This is a genomic window from Natrinema salaciae, from assembly GCF_900110865.1.
GTDB lineage: Archaea > Halobacteriota > Halobacteria > Halobacteriales > Natrialbaceae > Natrinema > Natrinema salaciae.
In genome coordinates, this window is record NZ_FOFD01000005.1 from 182482 (window position 1) to 203719 (window position 21238).

Below are 21238 nucleotides of genomic sequence, written 5' to 3' on the forward strand. Positions count from 1 at the left end.
CTCACCCGCCAATTTCTACGCATTGCGTTCCGGAAACCGGGCGAAGGGAGCGGCTGATTCGGCTTCCAAACCGAGTGGAACGATACCGGGCCGGTCGTCGCTGACGTCAGTTGGAACCCTCCGGCGACTTGCCGTGATCGGCGTCGGCATCCTTCTCGACCAGGTCAACGTCGCGTGCCCCGATGTCGATCCCTCTTCGATTCGCGTCGAATTCCGACAGGCCGTATACGAGGCCGACGAGCAGAACGACTCCGACCGGCAAGAACACCAGTGGCGGCACGCCGAAGAACCCGTACAGCAGGTAGCAGACGACGACCACGGTCGCAACGGTCGTCGCGTAGTACGCTTGCGTCCGGACGTGGTCGACGAGGTCGGCGCCGGTAAAGGTCGACGAGAGAACGGTCGTATCGGAGATCGGTGACGTGTGGTCCCCGAAGATCGCGCCGGAAAACACCGCCCCCACGATGGCGGGAGCGAGCCCGAACCCGCCGGTAAGATCGAACGCGACGGAGAGCGCGACGGGTGTCAGCAGGCTCATGGTCGCCCACGACGACCCCATCGTGAACGAGATGAACGTCGCGGTGATGAAGACGGCAACGGGGAATACCGTCACCGGAATCGTGCCTTCGACCAGCGTCGCGACGTACGCCCCCGTCCCCAGCGCGTCGGCGACGGTACTGATCGACCACGCGAGGATCAGAATCGTCACCGCAGTCAGCATGAGCTCGAACCCTTCGAGGACCGCATCGACGCCTTCGTCGGCGGTACACAGGTCGTATCCGATGCCGATCGTGAACGCCGTTGCAACCATTGCGAACGATCCCCAGACCAGCGCAGTCGTCCAGGACCCGTTGCCGGCAATGGTCGTCGTCGTTTCGACGAACGTCGCGAACTCGCCTGCGAGCAGCGACTCGATCACCGGTTGGCCATCGTAGCCGGTCCGGAGCGCGCTTCCGATCGTAACGGCGACCAGGATTACGATCGGGAGCAGGAACGTTCGGAGCATGGGTCGGTCAGTGATCGGGTCACTGAGATTGCCTTCGACTTCCTGGAGCGGGTCCGCATCGTCGTCGTTGACCTTGCCCGTTTGCCAGGCACGGCGCTCTGCCGTGAGCATTTCTCCGTAATCCCGCTGTGTGACGACGATGACGCCGACCATGACGATCGCGAGAATCGCGTAGGCGTTGTACGGGATCGACTCGAGGTAGACGGTGAAGACGTCCGGTGTCTGTACGCCCGCTTCGGTTTCGATGTTGCTGAAGGCTTCGTCGATCATCGACAACTGGAATGCGACCCATCCGGAAATCCCGATCGTCGCGACGGGAGCGGCCGTCGAGTCGACGATGTAGGACAGTTTCTCCCGCGAGATGTTGACTCGGTCGGACGTTTCACGCATCGTGTTCCCGATGATCGCGGTGTTTGCATAGTCGTCGAAGAACAGTGCGATACCCAATAGCCAGGCTACGACCCCGACTTTCCGTCTGGTTTCGAGGCGCTTGCTCGCTACCTCCTGAATGGCGATAGCACCGCCCAGTCGCCAGATAAGTGCCACGCCCGACCCGAGGAGGAGCGTGAAAACCAGGATCTCCGCGTGAAACCCGCTATCGGCGATGATGGCTTCGATAATCCAGTCGAACGTCTGTCCAACGCCGAGCCCGCCGGTGTAGATGACGGCGCCGAACCAGATGCTAACGAACAGTGAGAGGATTATGCGCCTTGTGGTAACTGCTAACGTGATTGCTAAAAGTGGCGGTACGAGGGATAGTATCCCGAATTCACCCATGAGGCCTAATCTACCATGACACTTGATAAGTCTTTTCATGGATGGTGTACTATGACACAGATTCAATCGGTGACGGATAGGACGGGTTCGTTCAATTCCGCCGTGCGTGTTCGTGGCGTCGACGGCCCCGCAAATTCACATCACGATACCATTCTATTTCAGAATATCAAACCGTATGTATCGTTCTACGTTACAAGCATATGGCTGTAACTTCATTAGAGTCGTGTCACCGGTTACCGTCTGAAGAGTGACCGCTTACCACGCTCTATCGGTTTCGTAAGTCATTCTTGCAGCCACCGTACTCTCACGAATGTGTGTTTGATATATACAACGTACCGTCTCTCGGCGAGCCGCGCCACGGACCGTTCACTCAAAGATGAACAATTATATGGACCACAGGAGAAGGGTCAAGCGTGAGTCGATCAACAACAAGTGGAGCCAATCTCCACTATATCAATGGCGACTGGACGAGCGGAACCGGCTCCGAAACCTTCGAGAGCGAAAGCCCCGCCACGGGCGAGTCACTGGCGACGTTCCAGCGCGGAACGGAGGCAGATGTCGACGCGGCCCTCGAGGCGGCGGACGAGGCCTTCGACGAGTGGCGGGACCTGTCGGCGATCGATCGCGCGGAGTACCTGTGGGAGATCTACCACGAACTGCGGGATCGCCACGAGGAACTCGGCGAGATCGTCTCGAAGGAGTGCGGCAAGGAGATCTCGGAAGGGAAAGCGGACGTAACCGAGGCCTGGCATATGGTCGAGTGGGCGGCGGGGAACGCGCGCCATCCCCACGGCGATGTCGTGCCGTCGGAAATTCCGAGCAAGGACGCGTACATGCGGCGGAAACCGCGGGGCGTCATCGGCTGTATTACGCCGTGGAACTTCCCGGTCGCGATCCCGTTCTGGCACATGGCCATCGCGCTGGTCGAGGGGAACACGGTCGTCTGGAAGCCCGCCGAACAGACGCCGTGGTGTGCCCAGATCATCGCCGAGATGTTCGAGGACGCTGGAATCCCCGATGGCGTCTTCAACATGGTCCAGGGGTTCGGCGACGCCGGCGCGGCGATCACAGACGACGAGCGCGTCGATACGGTGCTGTTTACGGGATCGGCCGAAGTCGGTCACGAGATCGCCGGTAAAGTCGGCGGCGAGCCCGGGAAACTCGCGGCCTGTGAGATGGGTGGCAAGAACGGCATCGTCGTGACCGAGGAAGCCGATCTCGACATCGCCGTCCACGCGGCTGTCATGAGTTCGTTCAAGACGACCGGCCAGCGCTGTGTCTCTTCCGAGCGGCTAATCATCCACGAGGCGGTCTACGACGAGTTCAAAGAGCGGTTCGTCGATGTCGCTCAGGACGTCGCCATTGGCGACCCCCTCGAGGAGGAGACGTTCATGGGGCCGGCGATCGAGGCCGACCACGTCGAGAAGATTCGCCGGCACAACGAACTCGCCCGCGAGGAGGGCGCGAACGTACTTGTCGATCGGTTCGAACCTGCGGCCGAGGAGATTCCGGACGGCCACACGGAGGGCCACTGGGTCGGGCCGTTCGTCTACGAGATCGACTACGAGCCCAACCTGCGCTGTCTCCGCGAGGAGTGTTTCGGCCCGCACGTCGCCCTCCTCGAGTACTCGGGTGACATCGAGGACGCCGTCGAAATCCACAACGACACGCCCTACGGGCTCGCGGGGGCGGTCATCTCGGAGGATTACCGACAGATCAACTACTTCCGCGACCACGCCGATATCGGGCTCGCGTACGCGAACCTGCCGTGTATCGGTGCAGAGGTCCAGCTGCCGTTCGGCGGCGTCAAGAAGTCCGGCAACGGCTACCCCAGCGCTCGCGAGGCCATCGAGGCCGTCACCGAGCGTACCGCCTGGACGATGAACAACTCCAAAGAGATCGAGATGGCCCAGGGGCTGTCGGCCGACATCAAGACCGACGAATAACGTGGCTCGTGGGTCGAACCGGCTGCGAACCAGCGACGGTTTTCTCTTTCGTGGTCCTGTTTCGTGAGCGGTCCCGGCTCCGCGCTCGAATAAATACGTTTGATATATGCAAACGTTTAAGAGATGCCGCTATAGACGAAGGACTATGTTCGGAACCGCAAAGGAAACGAACGGTCGGCGGGAGATCAAATCAGTCCGCAAGATCGATGAAATACTCGCTGTCATTAAACGACTCAACGAGGGGACGCTCACGGAGATCGCCGAGGAAGTCGATCTGACGAAGGGGACGGTCCACACGTATCTCCGGACGCTTCACAACTGTGGCTACCTCACGGAGGTGAACGGCGTCTACCGACTCAGCTTACAGTTCATCACGGTCGCGGAACACGTGCGAAACGAAACCAGCCTGTACATGGCGGGCCACGATGAGGTTGACGAACTCGCCGAACGCACCGGCGAATACGCACACCTCGTCGCTGAAGAACGCGGCCGAGAGGTTACCCTCTACGAGAGTCGCGGCGAATACGCGATCGCGCCCGACTACCACCTCCGTCTGCGCGAGACACCACAGTACCTCCACCACAACGCCGCCGGCAAAGCGATGCTTGCGAACTTCGATGCGGACCGTCGAGACAGAATACTCGAAGCGCAGGAACTCGAAGCACAGACGGAAAACACGATCACGGACGAAGCCGAACTGCGGGAAACGCTCGAGACGGTGCGAGAGAACGGATATGCGATCAACGACGAAGAAGAGATCCGTGGCATGCGTGCCGTCGGCGCACCGATCCGCGTTCCCGACGATTCCATTTTCGGTGCAGTGAGCGTGAGCGCACCGGCCAGTCGGCTGAAAGGCGAGCGGTTTCGGTCGGAAGTCCCCGAAATCGTCATGGAGACCGCAAATCTCATCGAGGTTAACCTTGAGACGGCACAGCGTGACGGCTGACCCGTCTCGATGTCGGTCCGCGAGTTGCGAAGAGTATATATATTGCCGTAGAGTTATCACGATGGTACACGAAACTATGCCTGCTACTACCCGGCGACGGTGTCCAGCGTGTGGTACTGCCATTGACACGTGTGAACCGGAACCGAGATGCGGAAACTGCTACTGGAGCAACGGCACGAAACAGCCGAGTGATTGACACGTGTCTCCGGCAGCCTCACCGCTCGTAGCCGCCGATCGATTCGCTACCCGTAAACGCCGGATGTCTCCCCCACGCCCGCGAACGCGGGCGGCGGGACAGTGAGCGACATCGAGTGGCCCCAGCAGCTCACCCGTTGGAGCCGATCGCTCGAGCGCGGCCGCGACGAATGCGAGGGCGTCCCGTTCGATCCCCGACGGACGATTCGGATGGCGATCGAAAACCGAGACGTCTCGTGGCGAACTGTGTACGTCTCACTAGATCGCTTCGACGTCGCAACGCGCAGGGCACGAGAGCTGTAGCCCTGCTGACGAAACGGAACCGTTGACGAGTCTTCCCAACACCATGACTACACCGACCGACTCCAGGACCGACCACCCGAACCGATCGACGACTCGAACCGTTCGCCTGCTCGGCGCGCCGCTCGACCTCGGAGCGGATCGGCGCGGCGTCGATATCGGACCACGAGCCATCCGTTATGCGGACATCGCTGCCGAGCTCGAAGCAGCCGGCGTTAGTTGCACCGATTTCGGAGACCTGCGTGTCCCCCGACTCGAGCAGTGCGATGCCCCAGATACGGAGGACGATGCGAAGTATCTCGACGAGATCGCCGGTGTTACCGACGAACTCACGACCGAGGTTGCCGACGCGATTGCGGACGGCGACGTTCCGATCGCTCTCGGTGGTGATCACGCGACTGCAATGGGAACGATCCGCGGCGCAGCACGAGCGGCGGACATCGGGGTTCTCTGGTTCGATGCCCACGGGGACTACAACACGCCGAACACCTCTCCCAGTGGTAACGTCCACGGCATGCCCCTGGCAGCCGTCACTGGCTACGGCGAGTTCGACGACCTCGACTGGACGGCGACCCCGACCGTCGCACCGTCGAATACCGTTATTGTCGGCGCACGACGCCTTGACGACGCCGAACGACTCGCCCTCGAGGAAAGTGACGTAACCGTGTTCACGATGCTCGATATCGACGAACGGGGCATCACCGCCGTCGTCGAGGACGCCCTCGATATCGCAACCGACGGCGTGGACGGGATTCACGTCAGCCTCGATCTCGACTGGCTCGACCCGACGGTCGCACCGGGCGTCGGAACCCCCGTGCGCGGCGGTGTCGAATACAGGGAGGCCCACGCTGCACTCGAGTGCGTTGCCAACCGAGACCGCGACGCGGGGCTACTTCGCTCGGCCGATATCGTCGAAGTGAATCCGATTCTCGACAGGAATAACCGCACCGCGGAAGTCGCGGCCGAACTCGCTGCCAGCCTCCTCGGCAAACAAATAGCGTAACGCTTCGGTAGCCGTTCGACTGGAGCACCTGTTGCTTCGGTAGGGACGACAGGCACAGCCGAGCGGGTACTCCTCGGAGCGGCCCACCCGCCGGTCACACGCCGTCGATCACGAAGCAACTAGTTTGGTGAAACCCCGAGTTGTAAGGGAGAATCATGTGTAATCGGCCGGTTGGTTCACCATCGAGTCGGTCGAGAATCCGGTCAGCATGGCCAGGCCGCTTGTTTGAAATATACGAACTTGGGCCCGGTACGGCTCGCTCGAGTCCGCGTTCCGGGTCGCTTTCTGCTATCGCGGATGCCAGTGGCACTCTGGCTGCAGTTCGTTCGTGGGCTGGGGCGGAGCCGTTCCGGGGGTAGGTGTCACGTGCTCGGTGAACCGGTTGCAGCAAGCGACGGTATTCGATCGGCACGGATTTACATGGACCCGTATCGCTATTCCGGCCGGTCGTGCAACCGTGATCCGATCGAAAAACGGGGTCTAGAGCAGCCCCCGTAACGTGTGACACGATGATCGCCCAGTCGTCGTGCCTGCAGGTGTGCAGTGGCTGGTATCGCCTCCACTCGATTGACGATCTGTCGCTCTCCCCATCGGGACGGGTCTCGACATGCCAACCACTACCCTGGACCGTTCTCCCCCGTTTGGAATCGCTCGCGGCACTACTGAGTCGATGATGGATGTGACAACTGTTACTGGACCCGGACCAGTAGCGGGCCGAGCGATTGATTCGGTGGCTGGAACCATCTTACGGATACCCGAACGAACACCGAACGAACGGAGTCACAGCCATCGCCCGACGGTATCACCCGTTCCGCGTTGATCTGCGTCCGAACCCGTTCGTGACTGTCAAAACGGTCCCGTCCCGCGGTCGTCGATTTTCGCCCGTGATTCCGTCGGCGAGCCGAGACGGTGGGACCGACCGACCAAATTCATCCATTCATATGGTTGTAATGGATATCCCTCGTTCCGAATCGTGGTGATCGGCGACCGACAGATGCGTACGCGGAAGTGATTTTGATAATGTCAAATATATACTGCCGTTTTTCCAGCGTCGACACGCGGCTGTTATACGAAATGTTTTTATCGTGGTAGCGAACAGAACGGTATATGCAGCGAGAACAAGCTGAGCCAATAGTCCAAAAATTACCGGGACCAACGGCCCAAGAGTGGGTCGACTTTCACAGCGAGGCGGCAGCAACGAGCACGTACGTCTACGATTTCGTCTGGGACATCACCGAAGACGCAGTCGGTCCGTTCTGTACCGACCCCGACGGCAACGTTCTGCTCGACTTCACGAGTCACGTCGCCGCTGCTCCGCTCGGCTACAACAACCCGAAACTGATGGACAAGCTGCGGGAGTTCGACCTCGTCGATCCGCTGAAAATCGCAGGGCAGGACTTCTACGTCAGCACCGGTGGAACGCCGGCAGACACGGAACTTCCTGGCCCCGCCCATCTGATGGAGACGCTGACGGAGATCACCGATCAGTACGGAATGGACACCGTCTTCCTGTCGAACTCCGGGGCCGAGGCGGTCGAGAACGCGATGAAGGTCTGTTACGATAACTGTGAGCAACCAAAATACGGACTCACGTTCGAGGGGGCGTTCCACGGGCGCACGCTCGGGACGCTCTCGCTGAACCGGTCGAAATCCGTCCACCGCCGTGATTTCCCCGAACTCAGCGGCATCCACGACGTGCCTCACAGTATGGCCGGCGTCGAACGCCTCCGCGAGAAACTGGACCCCAAACGCGGCCACATCCCGCCGGAACAGGTCGCCTTCCTCATCCTCGAGCCGGTACAGGGCGAAGGGGGGTACCAGATTCCGGAGCCGGAGTTCATGCGCGCGGTCAACGGTCTCTGTGCCGAACACGACATCCCGCTCATCGCCGACGAGATCCAGTCCGGGGTCGGCCGGACCGGGAAGATGTGGGCGTCGGACCACTTCGACTTCGAACCGGATGTCATCACGAGCGCCAAAGCGCTTCGCGTCGGCGCGACGATCTCGTCCACGGATATCTTCCCCGACGAAAAGAGCCGTATCTCCTCGACGTGGGGTGCCGGCGACATCCTCTCTTCGATTCAGGGAACGCTTACGGTCGCAGCCATACAGGAACACGACCTTCTTCGCCACGCGACGCAGGCCGGCGAGCGGTTCCTGGGACAGCTCGCGGAGCTTCAGGACAGTCACCCCGAGACGGTCGTCGACGTTCGCGGACTCGGTCTGATGACTGCGGTCGAGTTCGATACGAAAGACCGTCGAGAGGCGGTCGTCGACGCTGCCCTCCAGCGAGGGCTACTGACGCTGGGCTGCGGACAAAAGACGCTTCGACTGCTCCCGCCCCTCGACGTTCGTGAGCGCGAACTCGACATCGCCGTCGACCTACTCGACGACGCGATCGACCGCGTAGAATCGTCATCGAGTGTCTAGTTGATGGGCACGCGGCTCTGTCGGCACGGTCCAGGCACGTGCCCACGCGTTCACGACGCCTATCTCCGCTCGATGACGGCTCTCGAAACTACCAACCGACTTCACTAATGACACAGAAACAGACCACCCACTCCGAATCGAACAGCGAATCGTCGACCGAATCGCCCCTCGAAACGGCTCGCCGGCAGCTCCGTACCGCTGCAAGCCGGACCGATGTCGACGCCGGCGTCATCGAGCGTCTCAAACACCCGACCAGAGTCGTCGAGGTCTCCATTCCGCTCGAGCGGGACGACGGATCCGTTGACGTCTTTACGGGCTATCGCGCACAGCACGATGACGTTCGCGGCCCGTACAAGGGTGGGCTCCGCTACCACCCCGAAGTGAACGCGGACGAGTGCGTCGGCCTCGCGATGTGGATGACGTGGAAATGTGCGGTGATGGATATCCCGTTCGGTGGCGGGAAAGGGGGGATCGTCGTCGATCCGAAGAAACTCAGCGACGGCGAAAAAGAGCGCCTCACCCGACGGTTCGCGGAAGAAATCCGAGACGACGTTGGTCCTAGCAGGGACATTCCTGCACCCGATATGGGCACCGACGCACAGACGATGGCCTGGTTCATGGACGCGTACAGCATGCAGGAAGGGGAAACGATTCCCGGCGTCGTCACCGGCAAACCGCCCGTTATCGGCGGTAGTTACGGTCGAGCGGAAGCTCCCGGGCGGAGCGTCGCCATCGTTGCGCGGGAAGCGATCGAGTACTACGACGAAAGCCTTGACGACGTTTCGATTGCGGTGCAAGGGTACGGGAGCGTCGGTGCGAACGCTGCCCGCCTGCTCGACGAGTGGGGTGCGGACATCGTCGCCGTCAGTGACGTCAACGGGGGTCTGTACGACGCCGACGGACTGCAGACACAGGACGTTCCGTCACACAGGGAGGAGCCGGAGGGCGTGATGCGTTACGACAGTTCGAACACGGTTTCCAACGAGGAACTCCTCGAACTGGACGTAGACGTGCTCATCCCGGCCGCCATCGGGAACGTCATCACGGCCGACAACGCGGATCGAATCCAGGCCGACATCATCGTCGAGGGCGCAAACGGTCCGACTACCTCGAGTGCGGATGCGATTCTTCACGAACGTGGCAAACACATCATTCCAGACATCCTCGCTAATGCCGGCGGTGTAACCGTCTCCTACTTCGAGTGGCTTCAGGATATCAACCGCCGAACGTGGTCCAAAGAGCGGGTCAACGACGAACTCGAGTCGGCGATGCTCGACGCGTGGGCCGACGTGAAAGCGGAAGTCGATGCACGGAACATGAACTGGCGGGATGCGGCGTACGTCGTGGCGCTCAACCGAATTGGCGAGGCAAAAGAGGCCCGCGGACTCTGGCCATAGGTCGGTCGATCGACGTACCGAATACACCGTCTCACGGCGTGATTGCCGACGACGATCCGTGAGAAACTCGTTTTCGACTCGACTCCCGAACGTAGCGTGGCTTCTGGACACCTGTCGTCTCGAGGTTCGCCACGATACTATTGGCAGTTCCATTACCGATCCGGAAACCTCTGATTTGCAGTAGTTCTCGGAACGGCGACTGGTCGGTGCTGTTACGCTGCTGCCAGCATCTTCTGGAGCTGCTCGGCCACCGTGGGCCCTCGTAATCGTGCCCAAGCGGATGCAGACCAGCGAGAGCGTACAGGCCAGACGATTGCACCGCCGTGATCAGGACAGCTACGAGACCGACCGGAAGCTGCGTCTCGAAAAATAACGAGTAGCACCAGACGACGCTGCTCTATTGTGGTACAGAGAACGCTGAGCACGGCGACCACCGGCAATACTCGGTGTGCATGTCGAATCGCGGGGGCGGGCATCTTATTGATACGGCCATCGGTGAGAGATCGAGAGTGGCTACACGTCGATCAAACGGGTCATGGCTGCGACGCCGTCGAAGGATTTCGGGCTCCGGTTCTTCTACTTCGCGTTCGCGTGTCTCCTGTACTCGATTTGGCGAGCGGTCGATCTGCTCGTGCAGGGCGAACTGATCGGAGAGTACGAACACTCGCCGATCCTGACGGCCGATACCACGCTCACGCTGCTGAAGAAGGAGACGGGAATCGGTAGTAGGCCGCTCAGTCCGGTCGAACACCACGTTTCCGAGTGGTAACACTGGTAGCCGTCTCGATTAATCGTCGAGATGATCGGTAACACACCAAGCGTTGCTGATAGTGCGGCGACTCGAGGTAGTCTCTGCTCCCTGGTTCGTCCACAATCACGCATTACAGCTCTGCGGAACCCGCTGTACTCGCAAGTTCGATTCCACTGAGTTCAATATAGCTGTATATACTTTATCCATCTGGGATGCGCCGCTGTCGCCGCCGCACCCTGCCGAAATCACCGGAATCGGTGGGTCTGCAGATCACACTTGATTAGCTCAATAATCACGCGTGGTTTTATGATGGTCCACTCCCTCTGTGAATCACGAGCGATGAAATCCAGCAGGAAACCGGCTCTCGAGGGTGACCACACGTGAATCCGGAATCGATCCCGATCGCGGAGCCGCTCGAGGAGTTCCTCCGATCGAAGTCGAAGGGTGGCGAGGGGAGCGGCAACTACCGGCGGAATCTCGAGCGCTGCGTCGAGGACTTCCTCGAGTGGCTCGAAACGGACCCGCAGTCGGGTGAGACGTTCGACGAGCTCGATGCGCGAACGTTCCGACGGTACGCTCGAGACCTCACCGAACGAGAGCTCACACCGGGGACGGTGCAGACGTATTACGCACAGGTCAGCGCCTACGTCGGCTGGTGCGTTCGCGAGGGGCTTCTCGAGGCAAACTACGCCCAGCGAAACGTCGCGAAGGAACCGCTTCCCGAGACTGACGGCCGGAGATCGGGCGACCAGCAGGCCTGGACCGACGAACATCGATCGCTGATCACGCGCTACGTCGATACGCGCGCTCACGATGCGGCCGACGAGAAGGGACTCGACGCGATCCAGGCGTTTCGTGATCGAGCGCTCGTCTACGTGCTTTGCTACTCCGGGGTCCGCGGTGGAGAAATTTTCGCGGATCCGAAAGACGAGCGTCGAAACGGGCTCATGTGGGGCGATATCTCGCTCGAGGACCGGACGATGACCGTCCTCGCGAAGAAACAGAACTGGTCCGATCGATCCCTGCCGAATCAAACGATAAATCCTATGGCGCGATACAGAAAAATTCTCGATCCGGCCGGAGACGACTGGCCGGTCTTCCCGACGTTCCACCTCCCGACGCTCTACGAGACGCTTCGAACGGGACTGCGGAACGAGTATGACCGGTCGCGGGGCGAGATCGAGGAGTTCGTCGACGAACTCACCGGCCAAACGGACGTTTTCGAAGCGCTCCGCGAGCACGGGCTCGTGCCGCCCTCGATCAACACCGACGGCGCTCGACGGATCATGCGACGGCTGTGCGAGGGTGCCGACATCGATCTCGACGATGCGCACGGGTACCTCGCACCGCACGGCGGACGCCGCGGAGCAGGCGAGGTGATGGTCCGCCAGCGCGGGTTTACCGCTGCTGCTCGTCTCCTGGATAACAGTGAAGCGGTCGTCCGAAAATCGTACTCGCATATCGAAGCGAAGGAAATGGCCAAAGACGCCGGCGATGCGTTCGCCGAACACGATGCGTGACCCAGCCGAGAATATCATTCCGCTGTGAGCACGCGCCGGCGGGTCCGAACCTGTCACGCGCGGCCCTCTCGGTATCCCATCGGCGTCGACTTCCCGTCGAACGGCGCGCAATCGGCGAACGTCGTGGAGCGGCGGCCCGCAGTCGGTTCTCTCTTCGCGAACAATTACACCCGTATGATTGTAATACAACGTGGGAACTGCGGAGTGGATCTCTTCGATCGGCCCGCGTTTTCCGCTCACAGTCGAACGTTCGTTCCGATAGAACCGAAGATGTTGGCAGTAACATGCACTCTATCGCTGCTATTCCTCACAGGGGAACGCCAAACGTTGATTCGCCTCGTCTCGCTGCGATCGGGGAGCTGCGTCGGCTCTCGGAAGCACCAGATGGGGATCCCGAGGTCGTCACGACGGCGGTCTGTACGCGCTTTCTTCCCAGCCGTCGCTCCATCTCCCGTCCTGCTACGAAGGAGACGACGAGATCGATCCATCGCGAGCGGCGACTCGGGCGGTGAAAGCAAAACGGTACATCGGATACCGTTCCCGATAGCGGAACCGGAGACCGACGATCGTGGGCGACGGATCGATTCCCACTGCGTGTTCCAGAAATTCACTAGCATTGCGAGCAGCCACGCTGGAACCGGCCGAACCAGCGTTCGCCGAACACCGGCGCTACTCGAGGCGACCCCGATCCGTACCGTCGGTCGGACTGCGAGCCCGTTACTCGATGAGGGATTCGATGTCGTCTTCGAGTTGACTGTACAGTTCCTCGGCTCGACGCTCGTCTTCGGACGAGAGCGGTCGAATCGGTTCTCGAACGCTACCACCGTTGAGTCCGGCAAGTTCGAGCCCTTTCTTCACCGCCGGGACGCTAATCGCACCCTGGATCTCGTTTTCTTGCCCGGTTTCGTCCCGGAACTGCTGGTAGGGAAGACAGATATTACGGAGTTGGCAGGCGCGTTCCCAATCGCCGTCTGAGAGCGCGTCGAACAGCTCGAGTCCGATCTCGGGGCGGAAATTACTGACCCCCGCCGAGAACCCCTCCACGCCCTCCGCCCAGAACGAGACGGCGAACGGTTCCGCGAGCCCGTCGATCCAGACGACGTCGTCGGCCCCGGCAGCCACGCCTGCGCCGAGCTTGACTGGGTCCTTCAGTGCGTACTTGATCCCGACGATGCCGTCGACGCGGGTGAGACTCGCGAGGTAGTCGATGGACGGATCGAAACCGCGGACGTACGGGACGAGCGGCGTCTCCGTACCCGAGGAGAGGTTTCGATAGTACTCCAGCAGGCCCGCTTCGTGCATATACGTGTGGTCGGGTGGCATGACCATCATCGCATCGACGCCGATGCGGTCGTACGAGCGGATCAACTCCCGGGCCTCCCCGGTGCTCCCGCCGACGCCGGCGAGCACGCAGGCGTCCGACGGGAGCGCGTTCACGCTCGTCTCGGCCACGTCGACGCGCTCGCTCCGGGAGAGGGAGTGGTACTCGCTGATATTTGCTGTCGCCAGAAACGTCCGGATTCCCGCGCCGTACAGTTCCTGCGCGTTTTCCGTGATCTTTTCGTGTTCGATCTCGAGTTCGTCGTCGAATGGCGTCAACAACCCGACGGCAACGCCACGGAGATGGCTCCGTACATGCTCGGCTGACGATGACATAGTAAATCGATGTATCGCATCGAATAAAAATCCACCGCCCAGTCCAGTTCTTGCGCGGGAACTCGCGGCTCCCGTCGTCGGGTTCTCGGCGGCGACGGTCGTCGTCGATTCGTCGCGTTCCATCTCCCGAGGAGGTCCACTCGTCGAAACGACCGCGGCAAAAGGCTCATACCGCTTTCGGTGGACTGTGTGTGTGTATGCAGACGTTTTCCGGATACCGGCGTGACGACGGGCGGATCGGCGTCCGCAATCGGGTCGCCGTCCTGCCGACGTCCGTCGCGGCGAGTGCAGTCTCCGACCGGATCGCGACCGATGCCGGGTCGAGCGTTACGGCGACGCCCCACCAGATGGGAACCGACCAGCCCGAGGCGGCTCGCGAGCGAACCGAACGCGTCCTCGCGGGAATCGGACGGAACCCGAACGTCGGTGCCGCGCTCGTGGTCGAACTCGGCACCGAACCGATCGACGCGGGTACTGTAGCGGACGACATCGCTGCCGGCGGGACGCCGGTCGAGACGCTGTCGATCCGCGACGCCGGCGGGACGAGGGCGGCAGTCGGTCGCGGCGTCGACGAAGCCACCGCGCTCCTCGAGGAGGCGGCGCGAGCCCGCCGCGAACCCGCCGACGTGAGCGAACTCGTCGTCGGCGTCGAGTGCGGTGGGAGCGACGCGACCAGCGGCATCGCGGCGAATCCCGCCGTGGGTGACGCCAGCGACCGTTTGGTCGCGGCGGGCGGCACGAGTTGTCTCAGCGAGACGCCGGAATTCATCGGTGCCGAGCACGTCCTCGCCGAGCGCTGTGTCGACGAGCCGGTTCGCGAGCGACTGCGAGAGCGCGTCGATAGGCGCGAGGCCGTCGCCGATCTGATGGGTGTCGATCTCAGGGGCACTCAACCGACGCCGGGCAATCAGGAGGGCGGACTGACGACCATCGAGGAAAAGAGTCTGGGCGCGATCGCGAAGGCCGGCACGGCACCGATCCGCGACGTCGTTGACTACGCCGACCGCCTCCCCGTGGGCGGCGGACTGGTGGTCATGGACACGCCAGGATACGACGTCGAGAGCGTCGTCGGCAAGGTCGCCGGCGGTGCGCAGGTGATCGCGTTCACCACCGGACGCGGCAGCACCACCGGCAATCCGATCGCCCCGGTACTCAAAGTTACTGCCAACCCGCGGACGTGGGCGAACATGGCGAGTAATATCGACGTCGACGCCAGCACGGTGCTGGACGGCGAGTCGATCGAATCGGCCGGTGAGCGCGTCTACGAGACCCTGCTGTCAGTCGCCGATGGAACTCGGACCGAGGCGGAGCGTCGGGGGATGGCGGAGTTCGCAATCAACGAGATCCTCCCTCGCGAGCTGGCGTCGTGTGGTGATCCGTCGTGAAGGGCGTCGTTCTCGACGACGCGGCGGTCCTGTTGGCCGACGGGGACACCGTGGTGACGGCGATCACCGATCTCGAGACCGGTCGATCGATCACGTCCGACGACCTCCCGGGCGCCCGATCGGCGGTCACACTCGCCGAATCGATCGAGTTCGGGCACACAGTCGCAGTGACGACGATCGAAGCTGGCGAACCGGTCTACAAGTACGGCGCGGTCATCGGACACGCCAGCGAACGGATCGAACCCGGCGAGTGGGTCCACACGCACAACTGCGAGAGCAATCGCGGCCGCGGGGACCTGGGGGAGGACGGCGTGACCCGGGACGGCGACGCCGACGTCACGAGTAGTGGCACGTTCGCGGCGTTCGAACGGGAGCGGGGCGGCGTCGGCGCTCGGAATCGGGTGCTGGTAGTGCCGTCGGTCATCTGCTCGCACACGGTCGCCGATCGAATCGCGAGCGAGGTTCCCGCTGCCGTAAGTACACCGCACGATCACGGCTGTGGGCAGCTCGGTAGCGACAGCGAGCAGACCGAGCGGACGCTCGTCGGCGTCGCGACGAACCCGAACGTCGCCGGCGCGCTCGCCGTCGGGCTGGGCTGCGAAACGGTCCAGAGCGACGGGCTCGCGAAGAGTATCGCCGACAGGGGCGTCCCGGTCGCGGCGGTCGAGATCCAGCGGGCGGGCGGGACCGATGCATGTCGCCGAGTGGGGATCGACCGCGCGACGGACCTGCTCGAGCGGACGGATGCAACGCGCACGACCGTCGGGCTCGACGCGGCGACGATCGGCGTCGTCAGTAGCGATCTCCGACCCTCGACGCTAGAGACGGCCGACCCGCTCGTCGGGCGGGTCGTCGAGCGAATCGTCGACGCCGGCGGCCGCGCGCTGATCGCGGGCAACGAGCGGATCGACGCCCACGCCGACGCCCTCCGCGAGCGCGCCGCGACGGGTGACGCGCGCGACCGCCTGGATGCCGTTGCGAACCGCGCGACAGATTCACCGACGGCCGTGACCGAAACGCAGCTGCGCGCCGCGGAGGCCACCGTCAGCGAAGTGAGTCGATCGTGGGGCGATCTCCCCGTTCGAGACGTGCTCGAGTACGGTCGACGCCCCACGCACGACACCGGCGTCGCGCTAGTCGACGCGCCCTCGGCGTTCGACGAAGCGGCCACGGCGCTCGCCGCCGCCGGCGCACAGGTCGTGATCCACGTCACTGCCGACGGAATTCCCGCCGGACATCCGATCGTCCCGGTGCTCAAGATCACCGGCGACCGGGATACCTATGACGCACTGCGCGACGATATCGACGCGTTCGCCGGAGCGACGACGTGCGACGAACTGCTCGAGACGGTACGGAGTGTACTGGACGGCGAGCCGACGTGTGCGGAGCGTCACGGCGTGACGTCGTTCGCGATTACGCGCGTCGGACCGTCGATCTAGCGGCGGCTGGCGCAAAAGGGGATCGGCGACGGTGTGATGGTTCCCACAGTCGATGCACCGAAGAGCCGGGGCTTACTCGCTTTCCGGCGTGATCGATTCGCCGTCAGTAATCGACTCGCTGTCCCAGTACTCGTGGTTGCCGTCGACGCGGAAACACGCGGCATCGTGTAATTCGTCGTCGGGGACGGCGAACGACTCCGGACTCCGGGTTCGACAGATCTCCCGCGCGTCGGCACAGCGCGTGTGATAGCGACAGCCGCTCGGCGGATCGGTCGGGTCCGGGATATCGATTTCGCGAATCGGGGACTCCCCGTCGTCGTCGGCACCGAGCTCGGGCGTCGCCCAGCACAGCGCCTTCGTGTAGGGGTGTTGCGGGTTGTGGATGATCTGTTCCGGCGGTCCGATCTCGACCAAGCGGCCGAGGTAGACGACGCCGATCCGTCCGCCGGTCTTCTCGGCGATGTACCGGGCGTTCGAGAGGTCGTGGGAGACGAACAGGTAGGACGTGTCAAACGTGTCCTGCAACTGGATCATGAGATCCATCATCTCGACGCGCAGCGACACGTCGAGCGCGCTGACTGGCTCGTCGGCCATGATCAGATCCGGGTTCATCAGCATCGCCCGAATGAGCGCGACGCGCTGTTGCTCGCCCCCGCTGAGCTGGTGGGGGTAGCGTTCGATGTAGTCCTCCGGCGGCGACATCCCGACGTGCTCGAGCAGGCTCAGAATGCGCTGTTTCCGGTCGTTCCCGTCGAGTTCACCGTTCCAGCGCTTGAGCGGCGCCTCGAGGCTCGATTTGACGCGGCGGTGGGGGTTCAGGGCGCTGCCCGGGTCCTGGTGGACGATCTGGAGCGACCGCCGGATCTCGTCCCACGAGCAGTCGCCGTCGCCGTTGCCCGCCTTGACGTCCCAGATGTCGTGGCCGCGGTAGTTGACGCTCCCGCCGGTCGGCTCCTGTAGTCCGACCGCCGTCTTGCCGAGCGTCGTCTTGCCACAGCCGGACTCGCCGACGAGGACGACGACGTCCGTCTCGTAGATCTCCATCGAGACGCCGTCGACGGCCGCGACGGTTTCGGGCTCGGCGAACATGTCGAGGAAGCCGTTCTCCTTCTCGAAGTGGACCTCGACGTCGTCGAGCGAGACGACCGGTTCGGCCGACGCGGTCCGCGATGGCGTCTCTCCCGGGCCGATCGTCGCCGTCTCGGAACCGGTATCGATGGACTCGAGGTCGTACGACATCGGGATCTCCTCGCGCGCGTCCGCCCAGTGATGGCAGTGAGAGACGTGGCTCCCGCCGACCTCGTACGGATCGGGATCGACGTCGCGACACTTCTCGGTGGCGAGTGGACACCGCGTGTGGAACGAACAGCCCGTCGGGACGTTCACCGGGTCCGGGGCCGATCCCGCGACCGGCTGCATCGTCTCGATCGGTGCTTCGAGGTTCGGCGTCGATTTCAGTAACAGCCGGGTGTACGGATGCGCGGCGTTCTCGAGGATCTCGTTGGTCGGACCGAGTTCGACGAACTCGAAGGCGTAGAGCACCCCGATGCGGTCGGCGATGTCAGCGACCAGCGGCAGGTCGTGGGTAATGAAGACGATCGTCAGATCGTACTCGTCTTTGATCTCCTGGATCAGCGAGATGATCGACCGCTGCATCAGGAGGTCCAGCGCGGCCGTCGGCTCGTCCATCACCAGCACTTCCGGCTCGAGCACCAGGCTTAGCGCGATGAGCGCGCGCTGTTTCATCCCCCCCGAAAGCTCGTGGGGGTAGGCGTCGAGGACGCGGTCGGGGTCGAGATACAGGTCCTCGAGGATGCCCCGCGTTCGCTCCATGCCCTCGTCGATGTCGTCGTCGTGTGCGTCGAGCGTCTCGACGAAGTGGGTTCGGATCTTGCGGACGGGGTTGAACGAACTCATCGCCCCCTGGAACACCATGGAGATCTCCTCCCAGCGGAGTTCCTTGAGCCCTTGCTTGTCGAGCTCGAGGATGTCGATCGGGCCGCCGTCCGGGGGGTGGTACGTGATGTCCCCGTCGAGGACGCCCGGGTCGACGATCGCGTCGAGCAGCGCCGACGCGAGCATGGATTTTCCGCTGCCGCTCTCCCCGACGATGCCGAGGATTTCGTTTCGCTGGACGTCCAGATCGACGTCGTCGAGAACGCGGGATTCGCCGCGGTCCATGTCGAACGTGACGGACGCGTTTCGGATTTCGAGTATCGAATCGTCTCGTGCCGGTTCGTGTTCGTAGTCGGTTTCGGATACGGTCATCTTCAGATACCCCCCATCATGTCGTTCGTCTGTGGTTCGTCCTCAGTCTCGGCGTTGGCGGTCGTCTTCTCGTGTCGAGCCCGGACGCGGGGGTTGAACACCCGGTCGAGGGACTGCCCGAGCAGGGTCAGTCCGACAGAGAGGAACACGATCGCCAACATGGGGACCAGGAACCAGTGGAGCGCGTCGGGACGGGCGTGCGCGTTCGCCCCGTAGGCGAGGTTCAGCATGCTCCCCCAGTTCAGGTCCTCGAAGGGGAGGATCCCGAGGTAGTACAGGGCGACCGCCTCGAAGATGACCTTTCGACCGGCGTTCGTGAGGTTGATTACCACGAACGGCATCAGGTGCGGAACGATTTCCTTGAAGACGATCGTCGGCGTCCCGAGCCCCATCGCCTGCGAGGCCTCGACGAACGACTCCTCCCGGAGCGTGAGCATCTGCGATCTGATCGCCCGGGCGAGGCCGCCCCACGACGCGATGCTCAGCAATATGCCGATCGCGATCGGGCTGCCGAGAATCTGGTCTTCGAACATGAGACCCAGCACCATCACGAGCGGGAAGCCGGGGATGTTGATGAACACGTCGGTGATCGAACTCAGGACCGTGTCGGTCATGCCGCCCTTGTAGCCGGCGATGGAACCGATAATCGTCCCGGTCCCGACGGTAAACACCGCACCCGCGAGGACCATCTTGAGGATCTCCGACGTCGAGTGGACCGCCTGCGAGAGTAGGTCACGCCCCTGATCGTCCGTCCCGAGGGGGTACTCCATGGTCTCGAACGGTGCGGCGAGCGCCTGCCCTTCGGCCATGGTTGGCGGTTCGACGACCATCGTTCCGACGGTCCCCATCAGCACGTACAGCACGACGATCGTGAAGCCGATTCGAGCGCGCCAGTCGCGCCAGATGATCGAGATCGGTGCGTAGACGTACGCGTCGTACAGCTTGCGATAGCGGTCCCGTCGCGTCTCCTCGTACTCGGAGACGACCTCGAAGGGCGTGCCGACGGCGCCGCCGTCGGTTTCGACCCGCTCGCCGGCGTTCGTGTCGGCACCGCCGATCGCGCTCTCGAGATCCAGCCGTTCGTCGGCGTCGTCCGTCGGGTCCTCGGGATGCCGGCTCATCGTGACCTCCGTGCTCGCGGGTCGACGTATCCGTAGGTCAGGTCGGCCAGCAGCAGCGAGATGACCATCGCGACCGTGATGACCATGAATCCGCCCATCATGAGCGGGTAGTCGCGCTGGTGTGTGGCGGACAGCATGTACCAGCCGAGCCCGTGGTACTGGAACACCCGCTCCAGGACGATCGAGCCGCCGAACATCTCGCCGATGCTGATCAGCAACGTCGTGTACATCGGCAACACGGCGTTGCGGGCGACGTACTGGGTCGAGATCGTGATGTCCGAGAGACCGCGGAGACGGGCGACGCGGAGGTAGTCCTCACCGAGAACGCGGATACTGTTTCCGCGCATCCCCAGCGAGGCGACGCCGGAGGCGACGAGCATGGAGAGGACTGGTAACATCGCGTGGCGGACGATACCGCTGATGTACACCAGATTGAATCCCGGTTCGACACCGATCGGCTGGCGACCGCCGGTTGGGAACCAGCCCAGTCGGTACGACAGGAAGATCAACAGGAGGATCGCGAGCACGTAGAACGGAATCGACCCCATCAGGACGGCGTACGACGTCAGACCGACGTCTAGCTTCCCGCCTTCCCAGTAGGCCATCAGTGCGCCGATGCTGATGCCGATAAAGAAGCTGATGAAGACCGCCCAGCTCAGCACGAACAGGGTCCACGGCGTCGCCTGCGCGATGAGATCGGCGACCGGCTCGCCGTAGTAGACGGACTGTCCGAGATCACCCTGTAGCGTGTTCGAGACGTAGTTGACGTAGGCGATCGGAATCGGTTCGTCCGGATCGATCGTCATTCGGAGTTCGATGAGTTCGCGGGCCCGCGACGGATTGATCCCCTTTCGGGCCAGTCGGGTGATCATGGCACCCATCATGTTCCCGGGCATCATCCGTACCAGTGCGAACGAGAGTGTGAGAACAGCCCACACTGTGAATACCGCTTGCCCGAGCCTCCTGATACGCCAGTCTATTGTTACCATAGTGGATGCGTATTTATTCAGACGGGTTCATTATCAAGGTTTCCCCCACATCGCCGAAAGATGGTGACCGTCGAGCTGTCCGTTAGTCTCATCCCACCACCGTCCATCT

The 21238-nt window shown here is 62.6% G+C and carries 13 protein-coding genes and 3 pseudogenes; 11 read left to right on the forward strand and 5 right to left on the reverse strand.

All coding sequences use genetic code 11. From position 1 onward, the window contains the following. Positions 1–106: 106 nt before the first annotated feature. A complete protein-coding gene (locus tag BMX07_RS17605) occupies positions 107–1783 on the reverse strand; it encodes a Na+/H+ antiporter NhaC family protein (protein WP_090620397.1) in 1677 nt (558 codons plus the stop codon). A gap of 413 nt (positions 1784–2196) precedes the next feature. On the opposite strand from BMX07_RS17605, the gene BMX07_RS17610 reads away from it, so the two are divergent. The 8 genes and pseudogenes from BMX07_RS17610 (at position 2197) to BMX07_RS17645 (ending at position 12271) form a co-directional block, all read left to right on the forward strand. After that, positions 2197–3729: an aldehyde dehydrogenase family protein gene (locus BMX07_RS17610; protein WP_090620399.1), complete on the forward strand. Its 1533-nt coding sequence runs from the start codon at positions 2197–2199 to the stop codon at positions 3727–3729. A gap of 145 nt (positions 3730–3874) precedes the next feature. Then, the gene (locus BMX07_RS17615) at positions 3875–4675 is read left to right on the forward strand and encodes an IclR family transcriptional regulator (protein ID WP_090620401.1); all 801 of its coding nucleotides are present in this window, start codon (positions 3875–3877) and stop codon (positions 4673–4675) included. 297 nt (positions 4676–4972) lie between these two features. After that, positions 4973–5173: a hypothetical protein gene (locus BMX07_RS17620; RefSeq protein ID WP_090620403.1), complete on the forward strand. Its 201-nt coding sequence runs from the start codon at positions 4973–4975 to the stop codon at positions 5171–5173. A gap of 43 nt (positions 5174–5216) precedes the next feature. Continuing rightward, complete coding sequence (gene rocF, locus BMX07_RS17625; protein WP_090620405.1) at positions 5217–6173, forward strand: arginase; 957 nt, start codon at positions 5217–5219, stop codon at positions 6171–6173. 1107 nt (positions 6174–7280) lie between these two features. After that, the gene (locus tag BMX07_RS17630; RefSeq protein ID WP_090620407.1) at positions 7281–8603 is read left to right on the forward strand and encodes an aminotransferase class III-fold pyridoxal phosphate-dependent enzyme; all 1323 of its coding nucleotides are present in this window, start codon (positions 7281–7283) and stop codon (positions 8601–8603) included. 107 nt (positions 8604–8710) lie between these two features. Beyond that, positions 8711–10000, forward strand: coding sequence for a glutamate dehydrogenase GdhB (gdhB, locus tag BMX07_RS17635; RefSeq protein ID WP_090620410.1), 1290 nt, complete (start codon positions 8711–8713; stop codon positions 9998–10000). 224 nt (positions 10001–10224) lie between these two features. Beyond that, a pseudogene (locus tag BMX07_RS17640) lies at positions 10225–10769 on the forward strand (transposase); the annotation flags it as partial. Positions 10770–11131: 362 nt separating this feature from the next. After that, positions 11132–12271 (forward strand): tyrosine-type recombinase/integrase, encoded by a 1140-nt coding sequence (locus BMX07_RS17645; protein ID WP_090620412.1) that lies wholly within the window; start codon positions 11132–11134, stop codon positions 12269–12271. Between the two features lie 717 nt (positions 12272–12988). Here the strand turns inward: BMX07_RS17645 and BMX07_RS17650 are convergent. Further along, the gene (locus BMX07_RS17650) at positions 12989–13927 is read right to left on the reverse strand and encodes a dihydrodipicolinate synthase family protein (protein ID WP_090620702.1); all 939 of its coding nucleotides are present in this window, start codon (positions 13925–13927) and stop codon (positions 12989–12991) included. A 197-nt stretch (positions 13928–14124) separates the two neighbouring features. Here BMX07_RS17650 and BMX07_RS17655 point away from each other — a divergent pair, with 197 nt between their 5' ends. The 3 genes and pseudogenes from BMX07_RS17655 to BMX07_RS17660 all read left to right on the forward strand — a co-directional run. After that, on the forward strand, positions 14125–15312 hold the full coding sequence (locus BMX07_RS17655) for a UxaA family hydrolase (RefSeq protein ID WP_090620414.1): 1188 nt from the start codon (positions 14125–14127) through the stop codon (positions 15310–15312). Further along, positions 15309–15617 (forward strand): annotated as a pseudogene (locus BMX07_RS25795) (UxaA family hydrolase); the annotation flags it as partial. The gene BMX07_RS17655 and the pseudogene BMX07_RS25795, both read left to right, overlap by 4 nt. 69 nt (positions 15618–15686) lie before the next feature. Next, positions 15687–16751, forward strand: a pseudogene (locus BMX07_RS17660) (UxaA family hydrolase); the annotation flags it as partial. Positions 16752–16823: 72 nt separating this feature from the next. On the opposite strand, the gene BMX07_RS17665 reads toward BMX07_RS17660, so the two are convergent. From BMX07_RS17665 to BMX07_RS17675, 3 genes are read right to left on the reverse strand one after another with little or no spacing between them, the layout of a single operon-like run. Further along, the gene (locus tag BMX07_RS17665) at positions 16824–19019 is read right to left on the reverse strand and encodes an ABC transporter ATP-binding protein (protein WP_090620418.1); all 2196 of its coding nucleotides are present in this window, start codon (positions 19017–19019) and stop codon (positions 16824–16826) included. Between the two features lie 2 nt (positions 19020–19021). Then, complete coding sequence (locus BMX07_RS17670) at positions 19022–20140, reverse strand: ABC transporter permease (RefSeq protein ID WP_090620420.1); 1119 nt, start codon at positions 20138–20140, stop codon at positions 19022–19024. After that, complete coding sequence (locus BMX07_RS17675; RefSeq protein WP_175480188.1) at positions 20137–21129, reverse strand: ABC transporter permease; 993 nt, start codon at positions 21127–21129, stop codon at positions 20137–20139. Before BMX07_RS17675 ends, BMX07_RS17670 begins: the two co-directional genes overlap by 4 nt. Positions 21130–21238: the final 109 nt, after the last annotated feature.

What these genes read in the sequence shown, in the direction of transcription:
- BMX07_RS17665 (WP_090620418.1), bottom strand. Translation starts at nt 19,019, where the DNA reads ATGACCGTATCCGAAACCGACTACGAACACGAACCGGCACGAGACGAT.
- rocF (WP_090620405.1), top strand. Translation starts at nt 5,217, where the DNA reads ATGACTACACCGACCGACTCCAGGACCGACCACCCGAACCGATCGACG.
- BMX07_RS17615 (WP_090620401.1), top strand. Translation starts at nt 3,875, where the DNA reads ATGTTCGGAACCGCAAAGGAAACGAACGGTCGGCGGGAGATCAAATCA.
- BMX07_RS17655 (WP_090620414.1), top strand. Translation starts at nt 14,125, where the DNA reads ATGCAGACGTTTTCCGGATACCGGCGTGACGACGGGCGGATCGGCGTC.
- BMX07_RS17675 (WP_175480188.1), bottom strand. Translation starts at nt 21,129, where the DNA reads ATGGTAACAATAGACTGGCGTATCAGGAGGCTCGGGCAAGCGGTATTC.
- BMX07_RS17605 (WP_090620397.1), bottom strand. Translation starts at nt 1,783, where the DNA reads ATGGGTGAATTCGGGATACTATCCCTCGTACCGCCACTTTTAGCAATC.
- BMX07_RS17670 (WP_090620420.1), bottom strand. Translation starts at nt 20,140, where the DNA reads ATGAGCCGGCATCCCGAGGACCCGACGGACGACGCCGACGAACGGCTG.
- BMX07_RS17650 (WP_090620702.1), bottom strand. Translation starts at nt 13,927, where the DNA reads ATGTCATCGTCAGCCGAGCATGTACGGAGCCATCTCCGTGGCGTTGCC.
- BMX07_RS17630 (WP_090620407.1), top strand. Translation starts at nt 7,281, where the DNA reads ATGCAGCGAGAACAAGCTGAGCCAATAGTCCAAAAATTACCGGGACCA.
- gdhB (WP_090620410.1), top strand. Translation starts at nt 8,711, where the DNA reads ATGACACAGAAACAGACCACCCACTCCGAATCGAACAGCGAATCGTCG.